Below are 15,104 nucleotides of genomic sequence, written 5' to 3' on the forward strand. Positions count from 1 at the left end.
CCACGTCTCGCCGTCCTCTCCCGCGAGGCCCGCCCCCGCGCTCACGCCGCGCACCCTTCCGCGCACCCTTGCGCGACGAGGCAGGGCGGGCCGCCCGCCTCCTCGATCTGCAGCGTCGCGTGGGCGATGCCGAAGCGGCTGCGCAGCTCCAGGGCCGCGTCGATCAGGAACTGGTTGCCCGGATGGCCCTGCTCCATCACCAGATGGGCGGTCAAGGCGATCTCGGTGGTGCTCATCGGCCAGATGTGGAGGTCGTGCAGGTCGGACACGCCCGGCCGCGCGCGCAGGCAGGCCCGCACCCGCTCGGGCTCGATGCCGGGGGGCACGCCCGCGAGCGCCATCGCGACGCTGTCGCGCAGGAGGCCCCAGGTGGCCCAGACGATCAGCCCCGCGATGACGAGGCTGACGGCGGGATCGATCCAGTCGAGCCCGGTCGCCCAGATGACGAGGCCCGCCAGCACGACGCCGGCCGAGACCGCGGCGTCGGCCGCCATGTGCAGGAAGGCGCCCCGGATGTTGATGTCGCCCTTGGCGCCGGAGGCGAAGAGCCAGGCGGTGAGGCCGTTGACCAGGATGCCGATGGCGGCGACCACCATCACGGTCCCGCCCGCGACGGGCTCGGGGTGGATCAGCCGGGCGGTGGCCTCCCACAGGATCGCCCCCGTGGCGATGAGCAGGAACACGGCGTTGAACAGGGCCGCCAGGATCGAGGAGCCGCGCAACCCGTAGGTGAAGCGCGCGGAGGCGCCGCGCTTCACCAGGACCGAGGCGATCCAGGCGACCAGGAGGCCGAGCACGTCCGACAGGTTGTGGCCGGCATCCGCCACCAGGGACATCGCGTTGCTGGCGAAGCCGTAGGCCGCCTCGACCACCACGAAGGCGGTGTTGAGCCCGATGCCGATCGCGAAGGCCCGGCCGAAGCTCGCCGGGGCGTGGACATGGCCGCCGGGCCCGTGCGCGTGACCGTGATGGTGGTCGTCATGATCGTGATCATGGCCGTGGCCGCCGCCCGGGTGGCCGGCCCCCGCCGGAGTGCCCGGGGCGTGGTCGCGATGCTCGTGTGCGTGGCCGGTCACGTCCCGCCGCCTTCCTGTTCGGATCGATCGTCTTCGGGGCCGGTGATCGGGGCCCTCAGAATGCGAGGAGGCCCCGCGCCCGCAGCCGCGCCAGGAGCGGCAGCAGCGGCAGGCCGAGGATCGTCGCATGGTCGCCCACGACCTCGGCGAAGAGATGGATGCCGAGGCCTTCGAGCTGGTAGGCGCCGACGCTGCCCGTGACGCGGGCCTCGCCGGCGCGTTCCACATAAGCCGCGATCTGGCCCGCATCGAGGGGGCGCAGCGTCAGCCGCGCGCTCTCGACGAAGCTTTCGGCGACGCGGCCCCCCTCGGCGATCGCCACCGCCGCGTGGAGCGCGTGCGTGCGCCCGGCGAGCCGCGCCAGGTGCTCGCGGGCCTGCGCCGCGTCGGCGGGCTTGTGGAAGACCGTGCCGGCGCATTCGAGCACCTGGTCGGCCCCGATCACGATCCGGCCCGGATGCCGGGCGGCGACGCTCGCGGCCTTGGCCTCGGCGAGGCGCCGGGCGAGCTCGGGGGGCGCGAGGCCGGCGCAGGCCGCCTCGACGGCGCGCTCGTCGACCTCGGGCGAAGCGGTCTCGACCGGGATCGCCGCGCCGGCGAGCAGCGCGCGCCGGGTCGGGCTCGTCGAGGCGAGGAGCAGCGGCGCCGCGCCGGTCCAGGCGGACGGGGTCATCGGGGCCGGCTCGGTCGGGGTCTCGGGGCGCTGCATCGTCCCAGTGTCACCGATCGGGGCCGGGCCGCAAGATCGGGGCCGCAAGATCGGGGCCGGGCCGCAAGCCGGCCGGGGTTCAGTCGGGGCGGGCGCCGGGCCGGTTGCGCTCGGCCTCGAGGGCCGCCGCCGGGACCGCCCGCGAGAAGGCGGGATCCGCCGCCGAACCGGTGGAATCGCTCATGATTTGTTCCATGACCCGGCTGCCGTTCCGGCTTCGGACCGGCGGCGTGGTCCGGCCCGGATGTGGCCGCGGCATGACTGGTTTTCGCTCAAGACTGCGCCGGCAGAAGCCGCGGTGAGCCCGCGCGCATCGGTCCTCAGACGGCGATGAACTTGAGCCGGTGCTCCCGATACAGGTCGAGGATCGCGGCCGCGGTCTCCTCGATCGAGCGCCGGGTGACGTCGATCGTCGGCCAGCGGTGCTTGGCGCAGAGCCGGCGCGAGGCCGCGACCTCGTCCGCCACCGCGTCCCGGTCGACGTAGAGGGAGGAGTCGTCGGCGTTCAGGCTGAGCAGCCGGTTCTGACGGATTTGCACGATCCGCTCGGGGCTTGCGAGCAACCCGACCACCAGCGGGCGCCGCACCGTCTCGAGCGCGACCGGCAGCGGCATCGCGGGGACGAGGGGGATGTTGGTGGTCTTAAGACCGCGGTTGGCGAGGTAGATCGAGGTCGGCGTCTTCGAGGTCCGGCTCACGCCGACGAGGATCACGTCGGCCTCCTCGAGGTCGTCGGGCAGGTTTCCGTCGTCGTGCGCCAGGGTGAAGTTCATGGCGTCGATGCGCTTGAAATACTCGGCGTTCAGCATGTGCTGCGCCCCCGGCCGGGCCGTGGTCTGGGCGCCGAGATAGGATTGCAGCAGGGCGTGGACCGGCTGCAGCACCGAGAGGCAGGGCGAGCCGGTCTCCCGGCAGGCGGCTTCGAGGCGCTCCACGAGATCGTGACCCACGAGGGTGTAGAGCACGAGGCCCGGCGCGGCCTCGATCTCGGAGATCACCCGCTCCAGCTGCGGCCCCGAGCGCACCAGCGGGTAGACGTGCTCGATCGCCGAGACGCCCTCGTACTGGGCGGCGGCCGCGCGCCCGACATTGATCAGCGTCTCGCCCGTGGAATCCGAGACGAGGTGGAGATGGAAGTAGCTGCGGCTCATCCGGTCTCAGTCTCCTCAGGCCGCGCCGGCGAGGCAGGGCCGGCGAGGCAGGAATCGCGCCTTGTCCACCGCGCGCCGTCAGGGGAGTCGATGAGTGTGGATAAGGTGCCGGACGCGCAGGGTCCAGGGCGACGGCGTCGTCCTTCGTCGACTCCGCCGTCAACAGGCCGTCATGACGGCGCGCCGGATTCCCGACGCGTGGGAGAATCCGGGACGCGCGCAGCCTCCAGGCCGCGAGCCCCGCTCAAGCCGCTGGCGAGGCTGTTCTATCCGGGACATTGGAGGGAATCTGTTAAAGCCCTCTTAACGCCGTCGCGGCGGGGACGGCCTGTGGACGCAGTTGCGATCCCGTGATCCAGCCTCCAAGAGAAAAAACAGAGTCCTAGAATCTCTCTTCTTCTTTGAAGAGGGCCTGGGTGGGGATGGCGTCGTGGCGCCCATCCGGACGGGCTCCAAGAGGGTTTCGGGAAGATAGCCCATCGTGCCGAGGGCGCGCATGGGATAGGGAGGGGCCATGGCCCAATCAGTTCAGGCGGACCGCAAGGTCCTGCGCGTGCTCTCCGGCGAGGCCCTGTCCCCGCCGCCCGCCTGGATGATGCGGCAGGCCGGCCGCTATCTTCCGGAATACCGCGAGACCCGGGCCGAGGCCGGCTCCTTCCTCGACCTCTGCTACAGCCCCGATTTCGCCGTCGAGGTCACGCTGCAGCCGATCCGCCGGTTCGGCTTCGAGGCCTCGATCCTGTTCTCGGACATCCTCGTGGTGCCGCACGCCCTCGGGCAGGACGTGCGCTTCGTCGAGGGCGAGGGCCCGCGGCTCGATCCGATGCATGGCCGGGCGGAGTTCGAGCGCCTGCGCCGGGCCGACGACCCGGCGATCTTCACGCATCTCGAGCCCGTCTTCGAGACCGTGCGGCGCCTGAGGGCGGATCTGCCCCCTGAGACGACGCTGCTCGGCTTCTGCGGCGCGCCCTGGACGGTGGCGAGCTACATGATCGGCGGCCGCGGCACGCCGGACCTCGCGCCGGCCCGCGCGCTCGCCGAGGGCGACACCGCCCTCGTCGATGCGCTGATCGACCGGCTCGTCACGGTGCAGACCGCCTACCTCGTGCGCCAGCTCCGGGCGGGAGCGGACGCGGTCCAGATCTTCGAATCCCATGCGGGCTCGCTGCCGAAGGCGGTGCCGCTCGCGAGCGACACGGTCGAGCCGGTGGGCGACGTCTCCGAGAGCGCGCTTCCGGAGACCCGGGCGATCGATGCCCTGAGCCGCTGGTCCTTCCGGCCGATCGCCCGGATGATCGCCGGCATCCGGGCCGAGGTGCCGGGTGCGAAGATCATCGTGTTCGCGCGGGGCTCGGGCCTCGACGGGCATGCCCGCGTGGTGCCTGAGACGGGCGCTGACGCCGTCGGCGTCGATTGGGCAGTGGACCTCGCGGCGTTGCGGGCACGCGTCCCGGCGAGCACCGTGACGCAGGGAAACGTGCATCCCGACACCCTGATCGAGGGCGGGCCGGCCCTGGACGCCGCGGTGGATGCCGTGCTGGCGGCGACCCGCGGCCTGCCGCACATCTTCAATCTCGGCCACGGCATCACGCCCCAGACCCCCGTCGCCCATGTCGAGCAGATGCTCGCCCGGCTGCGGCGGCGCTGATCCGTGCTCTACGACTGGATCAAGGCGGGGCACGTCATCGCGCTCATCGCCTGGATGGCGGGGATGCTCTACCTGCCCCGCCTCTTCGTCTACCACGCCGCCCTGCCGGCCGGCCCCGCCTCGGCGGCGCAGTCCGACACCTTCAAGGTGATGGAGCGCCGGCTCCTCAAGGCGATCATGAATCCGGCCATGATCGCGACCTGGATCTTCGGCCTGGCGCTCGCCGCCATGAGCGGCTTCTACGCCTCGGGCTGGCTCCAGGCGAAGTTCGTGCTGGTGCTGGGGATGTCCGGCATCCACGGCTGGCTCGCCCGGATGGTCAAGGACTTCGCGGCCGACCGGAACACCCGGGCTCCCAGGTTCTACCGCATCCTCAACGAGGTCCCGACGCTCGTGATGATCGGGATCGTCATCCTGGCGGTGGTGAAGCCGGCCTTCGGCTGATCGGGTGATCCTGTGATCACAACCGGCAAGGTCGCATCGTCACCGGCGCGACCTTGCCGCCGCGGCGGTTTCGGGCGAGCCTGCACCCCGTCTCCGGATCTCGGGAAGCCCATGTCGACTCGACGGATCGTGCCGATCGCCCTCGTCCTCGCCGCCGCGGCGGCCGGCCCCGCGCAGGCCGCGAGCTTCCCTTGCGCCAAGGCCGAGGCGCCCGACGAGAAGGCGGTCTGCGCCGACCTCGCCCTGAACGACCTCGACGTGGAGATGGCGGTCCGGTTCGAGATCCTGAAGGACCTGCTGCCGATGGGCGGTCGCGGCAAGCTGCGCGACGACCAGGAGGCCTGGCTCGCCGAGCGCCGCACCTGCGGGGCCGACACCGCCTGCCTCCAGCAGGCCTACGCGGCGCGCCTGAAGACGCTGCGCGCGGTCTTCTCGGAATTCGCCAAGCAGGGACCGCAGTAACGGGTGGGGCGTAACGCGGCCGGGCGCGGGCGCCTCAGAGCCGCGCCAGCAGGCGCTCCGCCAGGGGATTCTCGGCCGCGAAGGCGTAGTCGGTCCGGCGCACCGTGACGGAGCGGGCCCCGGCCTTCACGAGGGCGTCGGAGAGGTCGAACACCGCGTCGACGGGGCAGCGCAGCACGATCTCGCCGTCCGCGCCGCGCGGCGCCCCGTAGGGAAGCTCGGCCTCGTGCAAGCCCGCGAGCGTGGCGAGGTCGATCGTCCCGGTCTCGGGCAGGGCCGCCCGGACCTCCCGGGTGGTGCGGGCGCGCTCCTCGGCGGCGATCCGCCCGAGCACCGCCCGCAGGGCCTCGCGCTGGCTCCCGCCCCACGCCGCCTTCAGCGAGGCGACGAGGTTGGCCTCGGAGCGCAGGATCACGCCGTCCTCGAGGATCTTGAGGGCGTTCGCCGCGAGCGTCGCGCCGGTCGTGGTGATGTCGACGACGATCTCGGCGGAGCCCGCCGCCGGGGCGCCCTCGGTGGCGCCGAGGCTCTCGACGATGCGGTAATCGGCGACGCCCTTCTCGGAGAAGAAGCGCCGGGTCAGGTTGACGTATTTCGTGGCAATGCGCAGCCGCTTGCCGTGATGCGCCCGCATCGCGGCCGCGACCTCGTCGAGGTCGTCCATGGCGCGCACGTCGATCCAGGCCTGCGGCACCGCGACCACGACCGTCGCCTGCCCGAAGCCGAGCGGCGTCAGGAGTTCGACCTGGCCCCGCACATCGGGCAGCGTCTCGCGGATCAGGTCCTCGCCGGTGATGCCGAGATGGGCCGCGCCGGAGGCGAGCTGGCTCGCGATCTCGGAGGCCGAGAGGTAGCGCACCTCGACATTCGGCACGCCGACGAGCTTGCCCCGGTAGTCGCGGGCGCCGGCGCCCTGCGCGAGCTTGAGGCCGGCGCGGGCGAAGAACGCGCTCGCATTCTCCTGCAGGCGCCCCTTCGAGGGGACCGCCAGCACGAGGGGACCGCCGGTCGCGGCCTCGGCAGAACCCGTTCCGGCGGACCCCGTCATGGCATGCATCCCCGTCACCGCGGCGTCCCTCCCGCCTGAACCACCCGGTTGAGCCAGAAGGCGCAGCCCACAGCCGGGAGCGGGACGGGGCTGCCGAGATGCGTGAGCAGCCCGTCGTAGCGGCCGCCGCCGACGAGGACGGGCGCGTCCGCGGCCCCCGCCGTCACTTCGAAGATGAAGCCCGTATAGTAGTCGAGGTTGCGCGCGAAGCCGCCCGAGAAGCCGAAGCGCTCCACCGGCAGGCCGCGCGCGGCCATGAAGCCGGTGCGCTCCTCGAACAGGCCCAGCGCCGCCTCGAAGGGCGGATGGCGGAGTCCCGCGTCGCGGGCGAGTGCGCGCAGGGCCTGGGCGGCGGAATCGGGATCGCCTCCGATCGCCCGGTAGCGCTCGATGACGGCACGGTTCTCGGTGTTGAGGCCCGCGCCGCCACTGGCCTGCGCGGAGGCCTTGGCGAGGAAGCGCTCGGCGATCTCGGCCGCGCTGCGCCCGCCGACCCGCGAGATGCCGGCAATCGAGAGGACGTCCTCCACGAAGGCGCGCACGCCCTTGGGGTCCTGTCCCTGGATCGCCGCCAGGAGGCCCGCATGCGGATCCTCCGTCGCCGCCGCATGGGTCACGCCATCGAGCGAACGGCCGGCGGCGAGCGCGCGCAGGGTCCGCCGCTTGGCGGCCGGCGGAACCGACAGCCCGTCGAGCAGGGCGACCGTGAGGCCCATGTCGCCGAGGCGGACCGCGACGTCGGTGCGACCGAACAGGGCGAGGCCTTCGAGGGCGAGACCGATCACCTCCGCATCCGCCGCCGGCGTGTCGGCGCGGCCGATCGACTCGATTCCGGCCTGCAGGAACTCGTCGGGCTCGTCGCCGGCGAGCCGGAAGACGGGACCGAGATAGCTGTAATCGGCGCTCAGCCCGTCGGCGCGCGAGCGGTGCAGGCGGCCGACCGGGATGGTGAATTCGGGCCGCAGGCACAACTCGGTGCCGGCCTCGTCCTGCGTGACGAAGATGCGGCGCCGGATGTCCTCGCCGGACAATTCGAGGAACGGCTCCACGGGCTGGAGCACGGGCGGCGTCACGGCGGCATAGCCGGCCTCGACGAAATGCTGGGCGAGCCGCGCCTGTGCGTCGCCACCCGCGCTCGGGCTCCCTGCCTCGGGTAACATCATGGGTTCACTCGCCGTCTCTGGCGGCTCTCTAGCAACCGGCGCGCGCCTTGGCGACCGCGACCGGCGGGAATGATTGCGCAAGGAAGGTCCCGGGGCCCGCCCGCCTCAGGATCACGGCACGGCCCGCCTCAGGCGCCGGCCCCGTAATGCCGCGCCAGGACCGCGCGGACCCGCTCCACCAGCTCGGCCTCCGGCACCGAGAACTGGGCGGGCCGCGCGGCCTTCCACTCGGCGTTGCTGGCGATGTTCTCGGCCGCGCGCGCGCCCTCGATCAGGTCCTTGATCTGGACCTCGCCCGCCTCGCGCTCGTTGGAGCCCTGGATGATCACGACCGGTGCGCGGCGGCGGTCGGCGTATTTCATCTGCGCCTTCATGCCGGCACCCCCGAGATAGAGCTCGGCCCGGATGTTGGCGGCCCGCAGGTTGGCGACGAGGCGCTGGTAATCCGCGACGTTCTCCCGGTCGAGCACCAGAACCACCACGGGGCCCGGCTTCTGCGTGCCCTGGAGGAGCGGGCTCCTCACGAGCTGCAGCGCCGAGAACAGGCGCGAGACGCCGATCGAGAACCCGGTCGCCGGGACGGGCTCGGCGCGGAAGCGCCCGACGAGGCCGTCGTAGCGACCGCCGCCGGCCACCGACCCGAAGCGGACCACCTGGCCCTCCTCGTTCGTCACCGGGAAGGTCAGCTCCGCCTCGTAGACGGGGCCCGTGTAGTACTCGAGGCCGCGCACCACGCTCGGGTCGGCCCGGATCTGATCGTGGCCGTAGCCGGCCGCCGCGCAGAGACGCATGATCGCGTGCAGCTCGGCGATGCCCTCGCGGCCGGTCTCGGAATCGCCCACCACGTCGCCCCAGGAGCGGAAGAACTGCTCCCAGAAATGGACCCGGTCGCCCCCGTCGCTGGGCGAGGCCTGGAACGACACGTAGGCGAGGATGCGCTCGATCGCATCCTCGGGCAGGCCCGCCCCCTTGGTAAAATCGCCGCTCTCGTCCTTGCGGCCGGGGCCGAGAAGGAGGCGGACGCCGTCGGGCCCGAGCCGGTCGAGCTTGTCGATGGCGCGCAGCACCGTGAGGCGGCGGCCGGCCTGATCGGGCCCGGCGAGGCCGATTGCCTCCATGACGCCGTCCAGGACCTTCCGGTTGTTCACCTTGATGACGTACTGGCCCTTGAGGCCGAGCCGATCCAGGGTGTCGGCCGCCATCATGCAGATCTCGGCATCGGCCGCGACGCTCGGCGCGCCGACGATGTCGGCATCGAACTGCATGAACTGGCGGAAGCGGCCCGGCCCCGGCTTCTCGTTGCGGAAGACGTAACCCGCGCGGAAGCTGCGATAGGGCTTCGGGATCGCGTCGAAATGCTCGGCGACGAAGCGCGCGAGCGGAGCGGTCAGGTCGTAGCGCAGCGAGAGCCAGGATTCATCGTCGTCCTGGAACGAGAACACACCCTCGTTCGGCCGGTCGAGATCGGGCAGGAACTTGCCGAGGCTCTCGGTATACTCGATGAAGGGCGTCTCCAGCGCCTCGAAGCCGTAGAGCTCGAAGGTGCGGCGGATCTCCTCCAGCATCCGGTGCTGGGCTGCGATCTCCTCCTCGCGCCGGTCGAGGAACCCGCGCGGCAGGCGCGGCTTCAGGGTATCGGCCTTCTTCGAATCGGCCTTGGCCATCTGTCTTCGCTTCGTCTTGCGCTTCAAACAACCTGCCGGGCTCTATCGCGGGCGGGGGGCAGCGGCAAGCGCGAGCGGGTCAGAGACCGGCCTTGAGGGTCAGGAGCGCGGCCAGGCTCAGGATCGCGAGGGGGATCTGGAGCGGACGCAGGCGCGCGAAGAACAGGGGCACCTCGCCGCGCCCGGCCGCGATCGGATCGAGCACGGCGATCAGCCCGAAGCCGAGGATGAGCAGGCCGAGAGCCCAGACGGCCTGCCCGAAGGCCGCAGCCAGGAGGGCGGCGAACCCGAGGCAGAACAGGGCGAGCATCGTCAGGATCTGGACGAGGGTCGGCCCGCCCTCGGTGCGGAAGGAGACCCCGCGGCGCACGCCCGACAGGAACAGCAGGATGGCGCAGCCCCACAGGATGGTCAGGGTCGCGGTCAGCTCGCCGAGTTCGCCGCGCAGCAACCATGCGCCCGCGGCCCCGGCCAGGAAGGGCAGCATCGGACCGTAGCCGAAGACGACGCTCAGCCAGGGCGTCTCGCGCGACTCGTGCGCCGTGATGGTCCGTCCCGCCGCATCCTCTCGCATCGTTGCACCCGCTCCCCGGCTGCACGGGGAACGGGTCCGGCGTGGCACGGTTCCGGAGGCGCCGCCCGGCCGGTCAGGCCGGCTCCGGCTGCTCGGCCGACCGCATCGCGGCCCGGGCCTCGCGCCTGCGGGCGCGGCGACCGGGCTCCGTCGTCGCATCGAGCCAGACCACGAGGGCGAGCGCGACGAGAGCGGGCGCGCCGAGGGCCAGGAAGGAGCCGGTCCAGCCGAGGAGCGCGTAGGCCAGGCCGCCGTACCACGCCGAGAGGGCGCCGCCGATGCCCTGCACCGCGTTGACGACGCCGAGCGCGGTCTGCGTCCGGCCCGACCCCCAGGTCAGGTCGGCGACCACGACGGGCACGGCCACCCCAACGATGCCGGACGCGACGCCGTCGAGAACTTCCGCGGAGATCAGCCACATCGGGTCGTCGATGAAGCCGGAGAGCGCCGCGCGCACCGGCAGCACGGCGAACGCCACGAGCAGGAGCTTGCGCCGTCCGCGCTTGTCGGCGAGCGAGCCGGCGAACAGCGCCACCGGGATCATCACGAGCTGGGCCACCATGACGTAGCGAGCCGTCCAGACGGTGCCGTTGTGTGCGGTCGCCACGAGCTTCTGGCCGAGCAGGGTCAGCATGCCGCCATTGCCGAGGTTGAACAGCGCGAGCGCCACGGCGAGGACCAGGAGCCTGCGGTTCGACAACACGCTCCAGATCTTGGCGCGCTCCGGTTTCTCCTCCGCGTCATCCTCCTTCCAGCCGACCGCCCGGCGCTCGTTGTAGCAATGGCCCGGCGTGGTCGCGGTCGCCACGATGGCGAGCAACGCCATGGCGCCGAGCACCCAGAAGGCCACGGCCGGCCCGAGATGGGCGGTCCCGAAGCTGATGATGCTGGCCGCGATCAGGATGCCGACATGGTTGAAGGCCTGGTTGCGACCCTGCTGTCTCGGGAAGCGGTCCTTGCCGACGATGCCGAGGGTCAGCGCGGTCACAGCGGGCAGGAGCAGGGTGCCCCCGGCGGCTGCCAGCATCTGGGCCCCGAACACCGTCATGAAGGCCCTGGCCGGCAGGAGCAGCAGCGTACCGCCGAGGATCGCCGCGCAGGCCAGACCGATCAGCAGGCGCGGGCGTCCGAGGCGGTCGACGAGGGCGCCGAAGGGACCGCTCAGGAGGAGGGTGCCGACGCCCACCAGCGTCGTCACGAAGCCGACCCGTGCCGGGCTCCACTCCCCGGTCTCCGCGAGCCAGGTGCCGAGGAACGGTCCGAGTCCCCCCTGAATGTCACCGATGAAGACGTTGATCAGGCCGAGATGCGTGGTGGCGTTCATGAATCCGGGGGGTTGGGCGGCCGATCCTTCCGCGCAACCTTCGATCCGGCCGCGGAGGGCCGCGGACAACGCGCGGGCCACGAAAAATGTCGCGAAAAAACCCCGGCCGCGCCAGCGGCGACCGGGGTCGTTCATCGAGGGGCCGGCGCTACGCGCGGGCCCGTGATCTCACCGTGATCTCACGAGGCCAGCGGGCCGCCGGCTTCCGTCTGCGCTTCCATCGCCTTCTGGCGATAGAGACCGACGAAGTCGATCGGATCGATGTAGAGGGGCGGGAAGCCGCCGTTGCGCACGGCCTCGGCGACGATCTGGCGCGCGAAGGGGAACAGGAGCCGCGGGCACTCGATCATCACGGCCGGATGGAGCTGGTCCTGCGGGATGTTGCGCATGCGGAAGATGCCCGCATATTTCAGGTCGAAGGCGAACAGCACCTCGTTGTTGATCTTCGCGTCTCCCTCGAGGGTCAGCTCGACCTCGAAATCCGCCTCGGCGAGCTGCTGCGCATTCACGTTGACCTGAATGCTGATCTGCGGCCCCTGCCCTTCCTGCGGCTGCAGGGAGCGCGGCGCGTTCGGGTTCTCGAACGAGAGATCCTTGGCGTACTGGGCCAGCGCGTTGATCGCGGGCATGTCGTCGGGCTGCGCCGTGGCGCCACCGTTGCCGTTCGGTGCCGGAGAGTCGGCCATGGCGGTTCATCCTCCTCGAAGATCGTCTGGTGCGGCCCGGATCGGTGCGGGCGCCCTGCTTCTCTGGGCTCGCACGCGCCTCCGATCGCGGCAGGTCGGGTCCGTCACGACGAAGCCCGGTGCGGGAGCGCGCTAACACGCCCGTCCTGCAGGAACAAGCGAGACCACCGGGCGCGCGGATCGCCCCGGACGCCGACAGGAGCCTCGCCCGCGTCTCATCGGCGTGCGTGCCTGGAACCCTCCGCCAAACCGCCCCATATGCCCGTTAGAGCGAGGTCGCGCGCGGCGAACTTCGGCTCGATCCTTGCGGCAGGGTCGGGTAAAGGGCGCTGCGACGGAATTCCAGGCCCTCAGACGGCGTGCATGCGCGGCGGCCACCAGCGGATCGGTGATGCAGGACAGTTTCGATATTACGACGATCATCTTCCTGGCGCTCGCGGTCTTCGTGATCTGGCGCCTGCGCTCGGTGCTCGGTCAGAAGACCGGGGCGGAGCGCTCGCCCTTCAAGCCGGTCGATCGCAGCCGCACCGAACCGCCCTCCGGGCGCACGGAGAGCGACAACGTGGTGCGCCTCCCCGGAGCCGAGCGTGCGCCTGCGCCCGACCGCGCCCAGGCGGCCGCCGCGAACGAGGCGCGCGACTGGCGCGGCATCGCCGAGCAGGGTTCGCCCGTGGCCCGCGGGCTCGAATCGATCGTGCAGGTTGAGCCCGCCTTCGACCCCCGCGCCTTCATCGAGGGCGCGAAGGGCGCCTACGAGACGATCGTGATCGGCTTCGCCAAGGGGGACCGCAAGACGCTGCGCGCGCTCCTGTCGCGCGAGGTCGGTGAAGGGTTCGAGCGGGCCATCACCGAGCGGGAGAAGGCGCGCCAGACGATCGAGACCACGTTCGTGTCGATCGACAAGGCCGAGATCGTAGCCGTCGACGTGCGCAACCGGGTCGCGCAGATCACGGTCCGGTTTCTGTCGAACCTGATTACCGCCACCCGCAACGCCGAGGGAGCGGTCGTGGACGGCAGTGCCGAGACGGTGGTCGAGGTACCCGATGTGTGGACCTTCGCGCGGACGCTCGGCAGCCGGGATCCGAACTGGCAGCTCGTCGCCACTGAGGCCGGCAACTGAACGTTGTGTCGTGCCGGCCCTGACCGTCTGCCGAGGCATGGCCGGTCCCGCGGTCGCCCTCCTCGTCGTCTCGATGCTCCTGCCCGGCTCGGCTGCGCCTGCGGCCGAGCCTTTTCGCGTGGGCGAGGCGATCCTCGAGCCGGTGCCGGCTGCGGCCCTGCCGGGCTTTCCGGGGCGTGACCCGGCCGGGGCGCTCGATGCGCTCCGGCGGACCTGCGCGGCCTCTCCGCCCCCTGCCGCCGCAACTGTCGCGGGAGCGGCCGAGGATCTGGCTGCGGCCTGCAAGGCGGCCGGGAGCGTGGCGCCGGCCGAAGCGGGCGCCTTCTTCGCCACCGCCTTCGATGCCTATCGGGTGGTGCGCCCCGCGGACGGGGCGAATCCCGAGCGCCGCAGCGGCTTCCTGACCGGCTATTTCGAGCCGGAACTCGAGGGTTCGCTGGAGCCCGTACCCGGTTTCGCGACGCCGGTCCTCGCCCGCCCCGGTGATCTCGTGACCTTCGGCCCCGGCGAGACGCGGCCCGGCCTCGATCCGAGCCTGCGGGCGGCGCGCGCCACAGGCGACGGCTTCGAGCCCTATCCCGACCGGGCGGCGATCGAGGATGGCGGCCTCGGAGAGCGAGCGAAGCCCATCCTCTACCTGCGCGATCCGGTCGACCTGTTCGTGCTGCAGGTGCAGGGCTCGGGGCGCGTCCGGCTCCCGGACGGACGTGCGGTCCGGGTGCTCTATGACGGGCGCAACGGACGCCCCTACACCTCGATCGGCAAGCTCATCGTCACGGAAGGCCACCTGCCGCTCGAGGGCCTGACGCTCGCGCGCTGGACCGGCTGGCTGCGAGCGCATCCCGCCGAAGCGCGCCGCCTGATGCGCCAGAACGCCTCCTACATCTTCTTCCGCCGTGCCGAGATCGAGGATCCCGCGCTCGGACCGCCGGGTGCGGCGGGCGCGGCCCTGACCCCCGGGCGCAGCCTCGCGGTCGACGCCGATCTCTGGCGCTACGGCCTGCCCTTCTGGCTCGAAGGCGTCCTCCCCGGGGCGGAGGCGGGGGAGCGCGGGCGCCTCGTGATCGCCGCCGATACGGGCTCGGCGATCGTCGGACCGGCGCGGGGCGACCTCTATCTCGGCACCGGCGCGCGGGCTGGCGTCGCGGCCGGCAACCTGCGCGACGCGGTCGGCTTCGTCGTCCTGTTGCCGAAATCTCGCGCGGGGGTTGTGCCGGGGGACGTGCGATGAGGAGGCATCCGTGAGGCCGCCGCGCCGGTCGCGGCCGCTTTCCGGCGAGGAGGCCCGCCTCTGGGCCGAGATCGCCCGCCTCGTGACGCCCCTGCGCGGGCGCGTCCGTCCGGTTGTCGCGGCGCCCGCCGCGAAACCGCCCGTGGCCCCCGCCAGGCCGATGGCCGAAGCGCCCGCGGGGCCGCCGCCGCCCAAGGCTCCCCCGAAAACGCCTGGGAAGCGCGGATCCCGGGCCATGCCGGTCCTCACGCCGACCGCGATGCCCTATCAGGCGCCGCCGGCCGCGCCGTCCGGGCCGCCGAGCGGATTGGAGCGGCGGGCCCGCCTCGCGCTCCGCCGCGGCAGCCTGCGCGTCGAGGCGCGGATCGACCTCCACGGCCTGTACCAGGCGGAGGCGCATGCGGCTCTGGGGGGGTTCCTGATGCGGGCGCGGGCGGCGGGGCATGCGCACGTGCTGGTGGTGACCGGCAAGGGAGGTCCGAGCGTCGACGACCCCTTCTCGGAGCGCGGCGTCCTCCGGCGGAGCGTGCCGCACTGGCTGCGCTCGCCGGAGCTGCGGGGCATCGTGCTCGGCTTCGAGGAGGCGGCGCGCCACCATGGCGGCGCCGGGGCGCTCTACGTCCGGTTGCGCCGGCGCTGACCGTCCCCATATCCAGGGCGCGCGGGCCGGCGCTGCTCCGCCCCGGCCGTGGCGGCCCCGCGGCAGCCCGCTCCGGGACTTGAGCCGGGCCCGGAAACGCGGTATGCACGTACTGCCCTCCTATTAGCGCCGTATTGCATCCGTGAGCCGTGAGGGCTCAGCCA

At 72.2% G+C, this 15,104-nt stretch carries 15 protein-coding genes; 6 read left to right on the top strand and 9 right to left on the bottom strand.

What is annotated here, in order from left to right; genetic code table 11:
- Positions 1-41: 41 nt before the first annotated feature.
- From F6X51_RS02810 to F6X51_RS02820, 3 genes are all read right to left on the bottom strand, one after another.
- Positions 42-1,076, bottom strand: a complete 1,035-nt coding sequence (locus F6X51_RS02810) for a cation diffusion facilitator family transporter (protein WP_246696579.1) — start codon at positions 1,074-1,076, stop codon at positions 42-44.
- A gap of 55 nt (positions 1,077-1,131) precedes the next feature.
- Entirely contained in the window at positions 1,132-1,749 is a 618-nt protein-coding gene (locus F6X51_RS02815; RefSeq protein ID WP_150961861.1) for a Maf family protein, read from the bottom strand.
- Positions 1,750-2,105: 356 nt separating this feature from the next.
- The gene (locus F6X51_RS02820) at positions 2,106-2,936 is read right to left on the bottom strand and encodes a pyruvate, water dikinase regulatory protein (protein WP_150961690.1); all 831 of its coding nucleotides are present in this window, start codon (positions 2,934-2,936) and stop codon (positions 2,106-2,108) included.
- 514 nt (positions 2,937-3,450) lie between these two features.
- Here F6X51_RS02820 and F6X51_RS02825 point away from each other — a divergent pair.
- From F6X51_RS02825 to F6X51_RS02835, 3 genes are all read left to right on the top strand, one after another.
- Entirely contained in the window at positions 3,451-4,584 is a 1,134-nt protein-coding gene (locus F6X51_RS02825) for a uroporphyrinogen decarboxylase family protein (protein ID WP_150961691.1), read from the top strand.
- Positions 4,585-4,587: 3 nt separating this feature from the next.
- A complete protein-coding gene (gene hemJ / locus F6X51_RS02830) occupies positions 4,588-5,028 on the top strand; it encodes a protoporphyrinogen oxidase HemJ (RefSeq protein ID WP_150961692.1) in 441 nt (146 codons plus the stop codon).
- 111 nt (positions 5,029-5,139) lie between these two features.
- The gene (locus tag F6X51_RS02835; protein WP_150961693.1) at positions 5,140-5,490 is read left to right on the top strand and encodes a lysozyme inhibitor LprI family protein; all 351 of its coding nucleotides are present in this window, start codon (positions 5,140-5,142) and stop codon (positions 5,488-5,490) included.
- Between the two features lie 34 nt (positions 5,491-5,524).
- Here the strand turns inward: F6X51_RS02835 and hisG are convergent, their stop codons facing one another.
- The 6 genes from hisG to secB form a co-directional block, all read right to left on the bottom strand.
- The gene (gene hisG / locus F6X51_RS02840) at positions 5,525-6,538 is read right to left on the bottom strand and encodes an ATP phosphoribosyltransferase (protein ID WP_150961694.1); all 1,014 of its coding nucleotides are present in this window, start codon (positions 6,536-6,538) and stop codon (positions 5,525-5,527) included.
- A 14-nt stretch (positions 6,539-6,552) separates the two neighbouring features.
- Positions 6,553-7,701, bottom strand: a complete 1,149-nt coding sequence (locus F6X51_RS02845) for an ATP phosphoribosyltransferase regulatory subunit (RefSeq protein WP_150961695.1) — start codon at positions 7,699-7,701, stop codon at positions 6,553-6,555.
- A gap of 128 nt (positions 7,702-7,829) precedes the next feature.
- The gene (hisS, locus tag F6X51_RS02850) at positions 7,830-9,365 is read right to left on the bottom strand and encodes a histidine--tRNA ligase (protein WP_150961696.1); all 1,536 of its coding nucleotides are present in this window, start codon (positions 9,363-9,365) and stop codon (positions 7,830-7,832) included.
- Positions 9,366-9,444: 79 nt separating this feature from the next.
- Positions 9,445-9,939: a DUF3429 domain-containing protein gene (locus tag F6X51_RS02855; RefSeq protein WP_150961697.1), complete on the bottom strand. Its 495-nt coding sequence runs from the start codon at positions 9,937-9,939 to the stop codon at positions 9,445-9,447.
- Positions 9,940-10,012: 73 nt separating this feature from the next.
- The gene (locus F6X51_RS02860) at positions 10,013-11,263 is read right to left on the bottom strand and encodes an MFS transporter (RefSeq protein ID WP_150961698.1); all 1,251 of its coding nucleotides are present in this window, start codon (positions 11,261-11,263) and stop codon (positions 10,013-10,015) included.
- A gap of 179 nt (positions 11,264-11,442) precedes the next feature.
- A complete protein-coding gene (gene secB / locus F6X51_RS02865) occupies positions 11,443-11,949 on the bottom strand; it encodes a protein-export chaperone SecB (RefSeq protein WP_150961699.1) in 507 nt (168 codons plus the stop codon).
- A gap of 391 nt (positions 11,950-12,340) precedes the next feature.
- Between secB and F6X51_RS02870 the strand changes: the two genes are divergently transcribed.
- The 3 genes from F6X51_RS02870 to F6X51_RS02880 are packed head-to-tail and all read left to right on the top strand — an operon-like array spanning position 12,341 to position 14,940.
- A complete protein-coding gene (locus F6X51_RS02870; RefSeq protein ID WP_150961700.1) occupies positions 12,341-13,069 on the top strand; it encodes a Tim44/TimA family putative adaptor protein in 729 nt (242 codons plus the stop codon).
- Between the two features lie 37 nt (positions 13,070-13,106).
- Positions 13,107-14,300, top strand: a complete 1,194-nt coding sequence (gene mltA, locus F6X51_RS02875) for a murein transglycosylase A (RefSeq protein WP_150961701.1) — start codon at positions 13,107-13,109, stop codon at positions 14,298-14,300.
- Positions 14,301-14,310: 10 nt separating this feature from the next.
- A complete protein-coding gene (locus F6X51_RS02880) occupies positions 14,311-14,940 on the top strand; it encodes a Smr/MutS family protein (protein WP_150961702.1) in 630 nt (209 codons plus the stop codon).
- Positions 14,941-15,104 lie beyond the last annotated feature (164 nt).

Origin of the sequence: Methylobacterium planeticum (genome assembly GCF_008806345.1) — a bacterium.
GTDB lineage: Bacteria > Pseudomonadota > Alphaproteobacteria > Rhizobiales > Beijerinckiaceae > Methylobacterium > Methylobacterium planeticum.

Coding starts and splice junctions, on each gene's coding strand:
- mltA (WP_150961701.1), top strand. CDS start 13,107: ATGGCCGGTCCCGCGGTCGCCCTCCTCGTCGTCTCGATGCTCCTGCCC.
- F6X51_RS02860 (WP_150961698.1), bottom strand. CDS start 11,263: ATGAACGCCACCACGCATCTCGGCCTGATCAACGTCTTCATCGGTGAC.
- F6X51_RS02835 (WP_150961693.1), top strand. CDS start 5,140: ATGTCGACTCGACGGATCGTGCCGATCGCCCTCGTCCTCGCCGCCGCG.
- F6X51_RS02815 (WP_150961861.1), bottom strand. CDS start 1,749: ATGACCCCGTCCGCCTGGACCGGCGCGGCGCCGCTGCTCCTCGCCTCG.
- F6X51_RS02855 (WP_150961697.1), bottom strand. CDS start 9,939: ATGCGAGAGGATGCGGCGGGACGGACCATCACGGCGCACGAGTCGCGC.
- F6X51_RS02870 (WP_150961700.1), top strand. CDS start 12,341: ATGCAGGACAGTTTCGATATTACGACGATCATCTTCCTGGCGCTCGCG.
- F6X51_RS02820 (WP_150961690.1), bottom strand. CDS start 2,936: ATGAGCCGCAGCTACTTCCATCTCCACCTCGTCTCGGATTCCACGGGC.
- F6X51_RS02825 (WP_150961691.1), top strand. CDS start 3,451: ATGGCCCAATCAGTTCAGGCGGACCGCAAGGTCCTGCGCGTGCTCTCC.
- secB (WP_150961699.1), bottom strand. CDS start 11,949: ATGGCCGACTCTCCGGCACCGAACGGCAACGGTGGCGCCACGGCGCAG.
- hisS (WP_150961696.1), bottom strand. CDS start 9,365: ATGGCCAAGGCCGATTCGAAGAAGGCCGATACCCTGAAGCCGCGCCTG.
- F6X51_RS02845 (WP_150961695.1), bottom strand. CDS start 7,701: ATGATGTTACCCGAGGCAGGGAGCCCGAGCGCGGGTGGCGACGCACAG.
- hisG (WP_150961694.1), bottom strand. CDS start 6,538: ATGACGGGGTCCGCCGGAACGGGTTCTGCCGAGGCCGCGACCGGCGGT.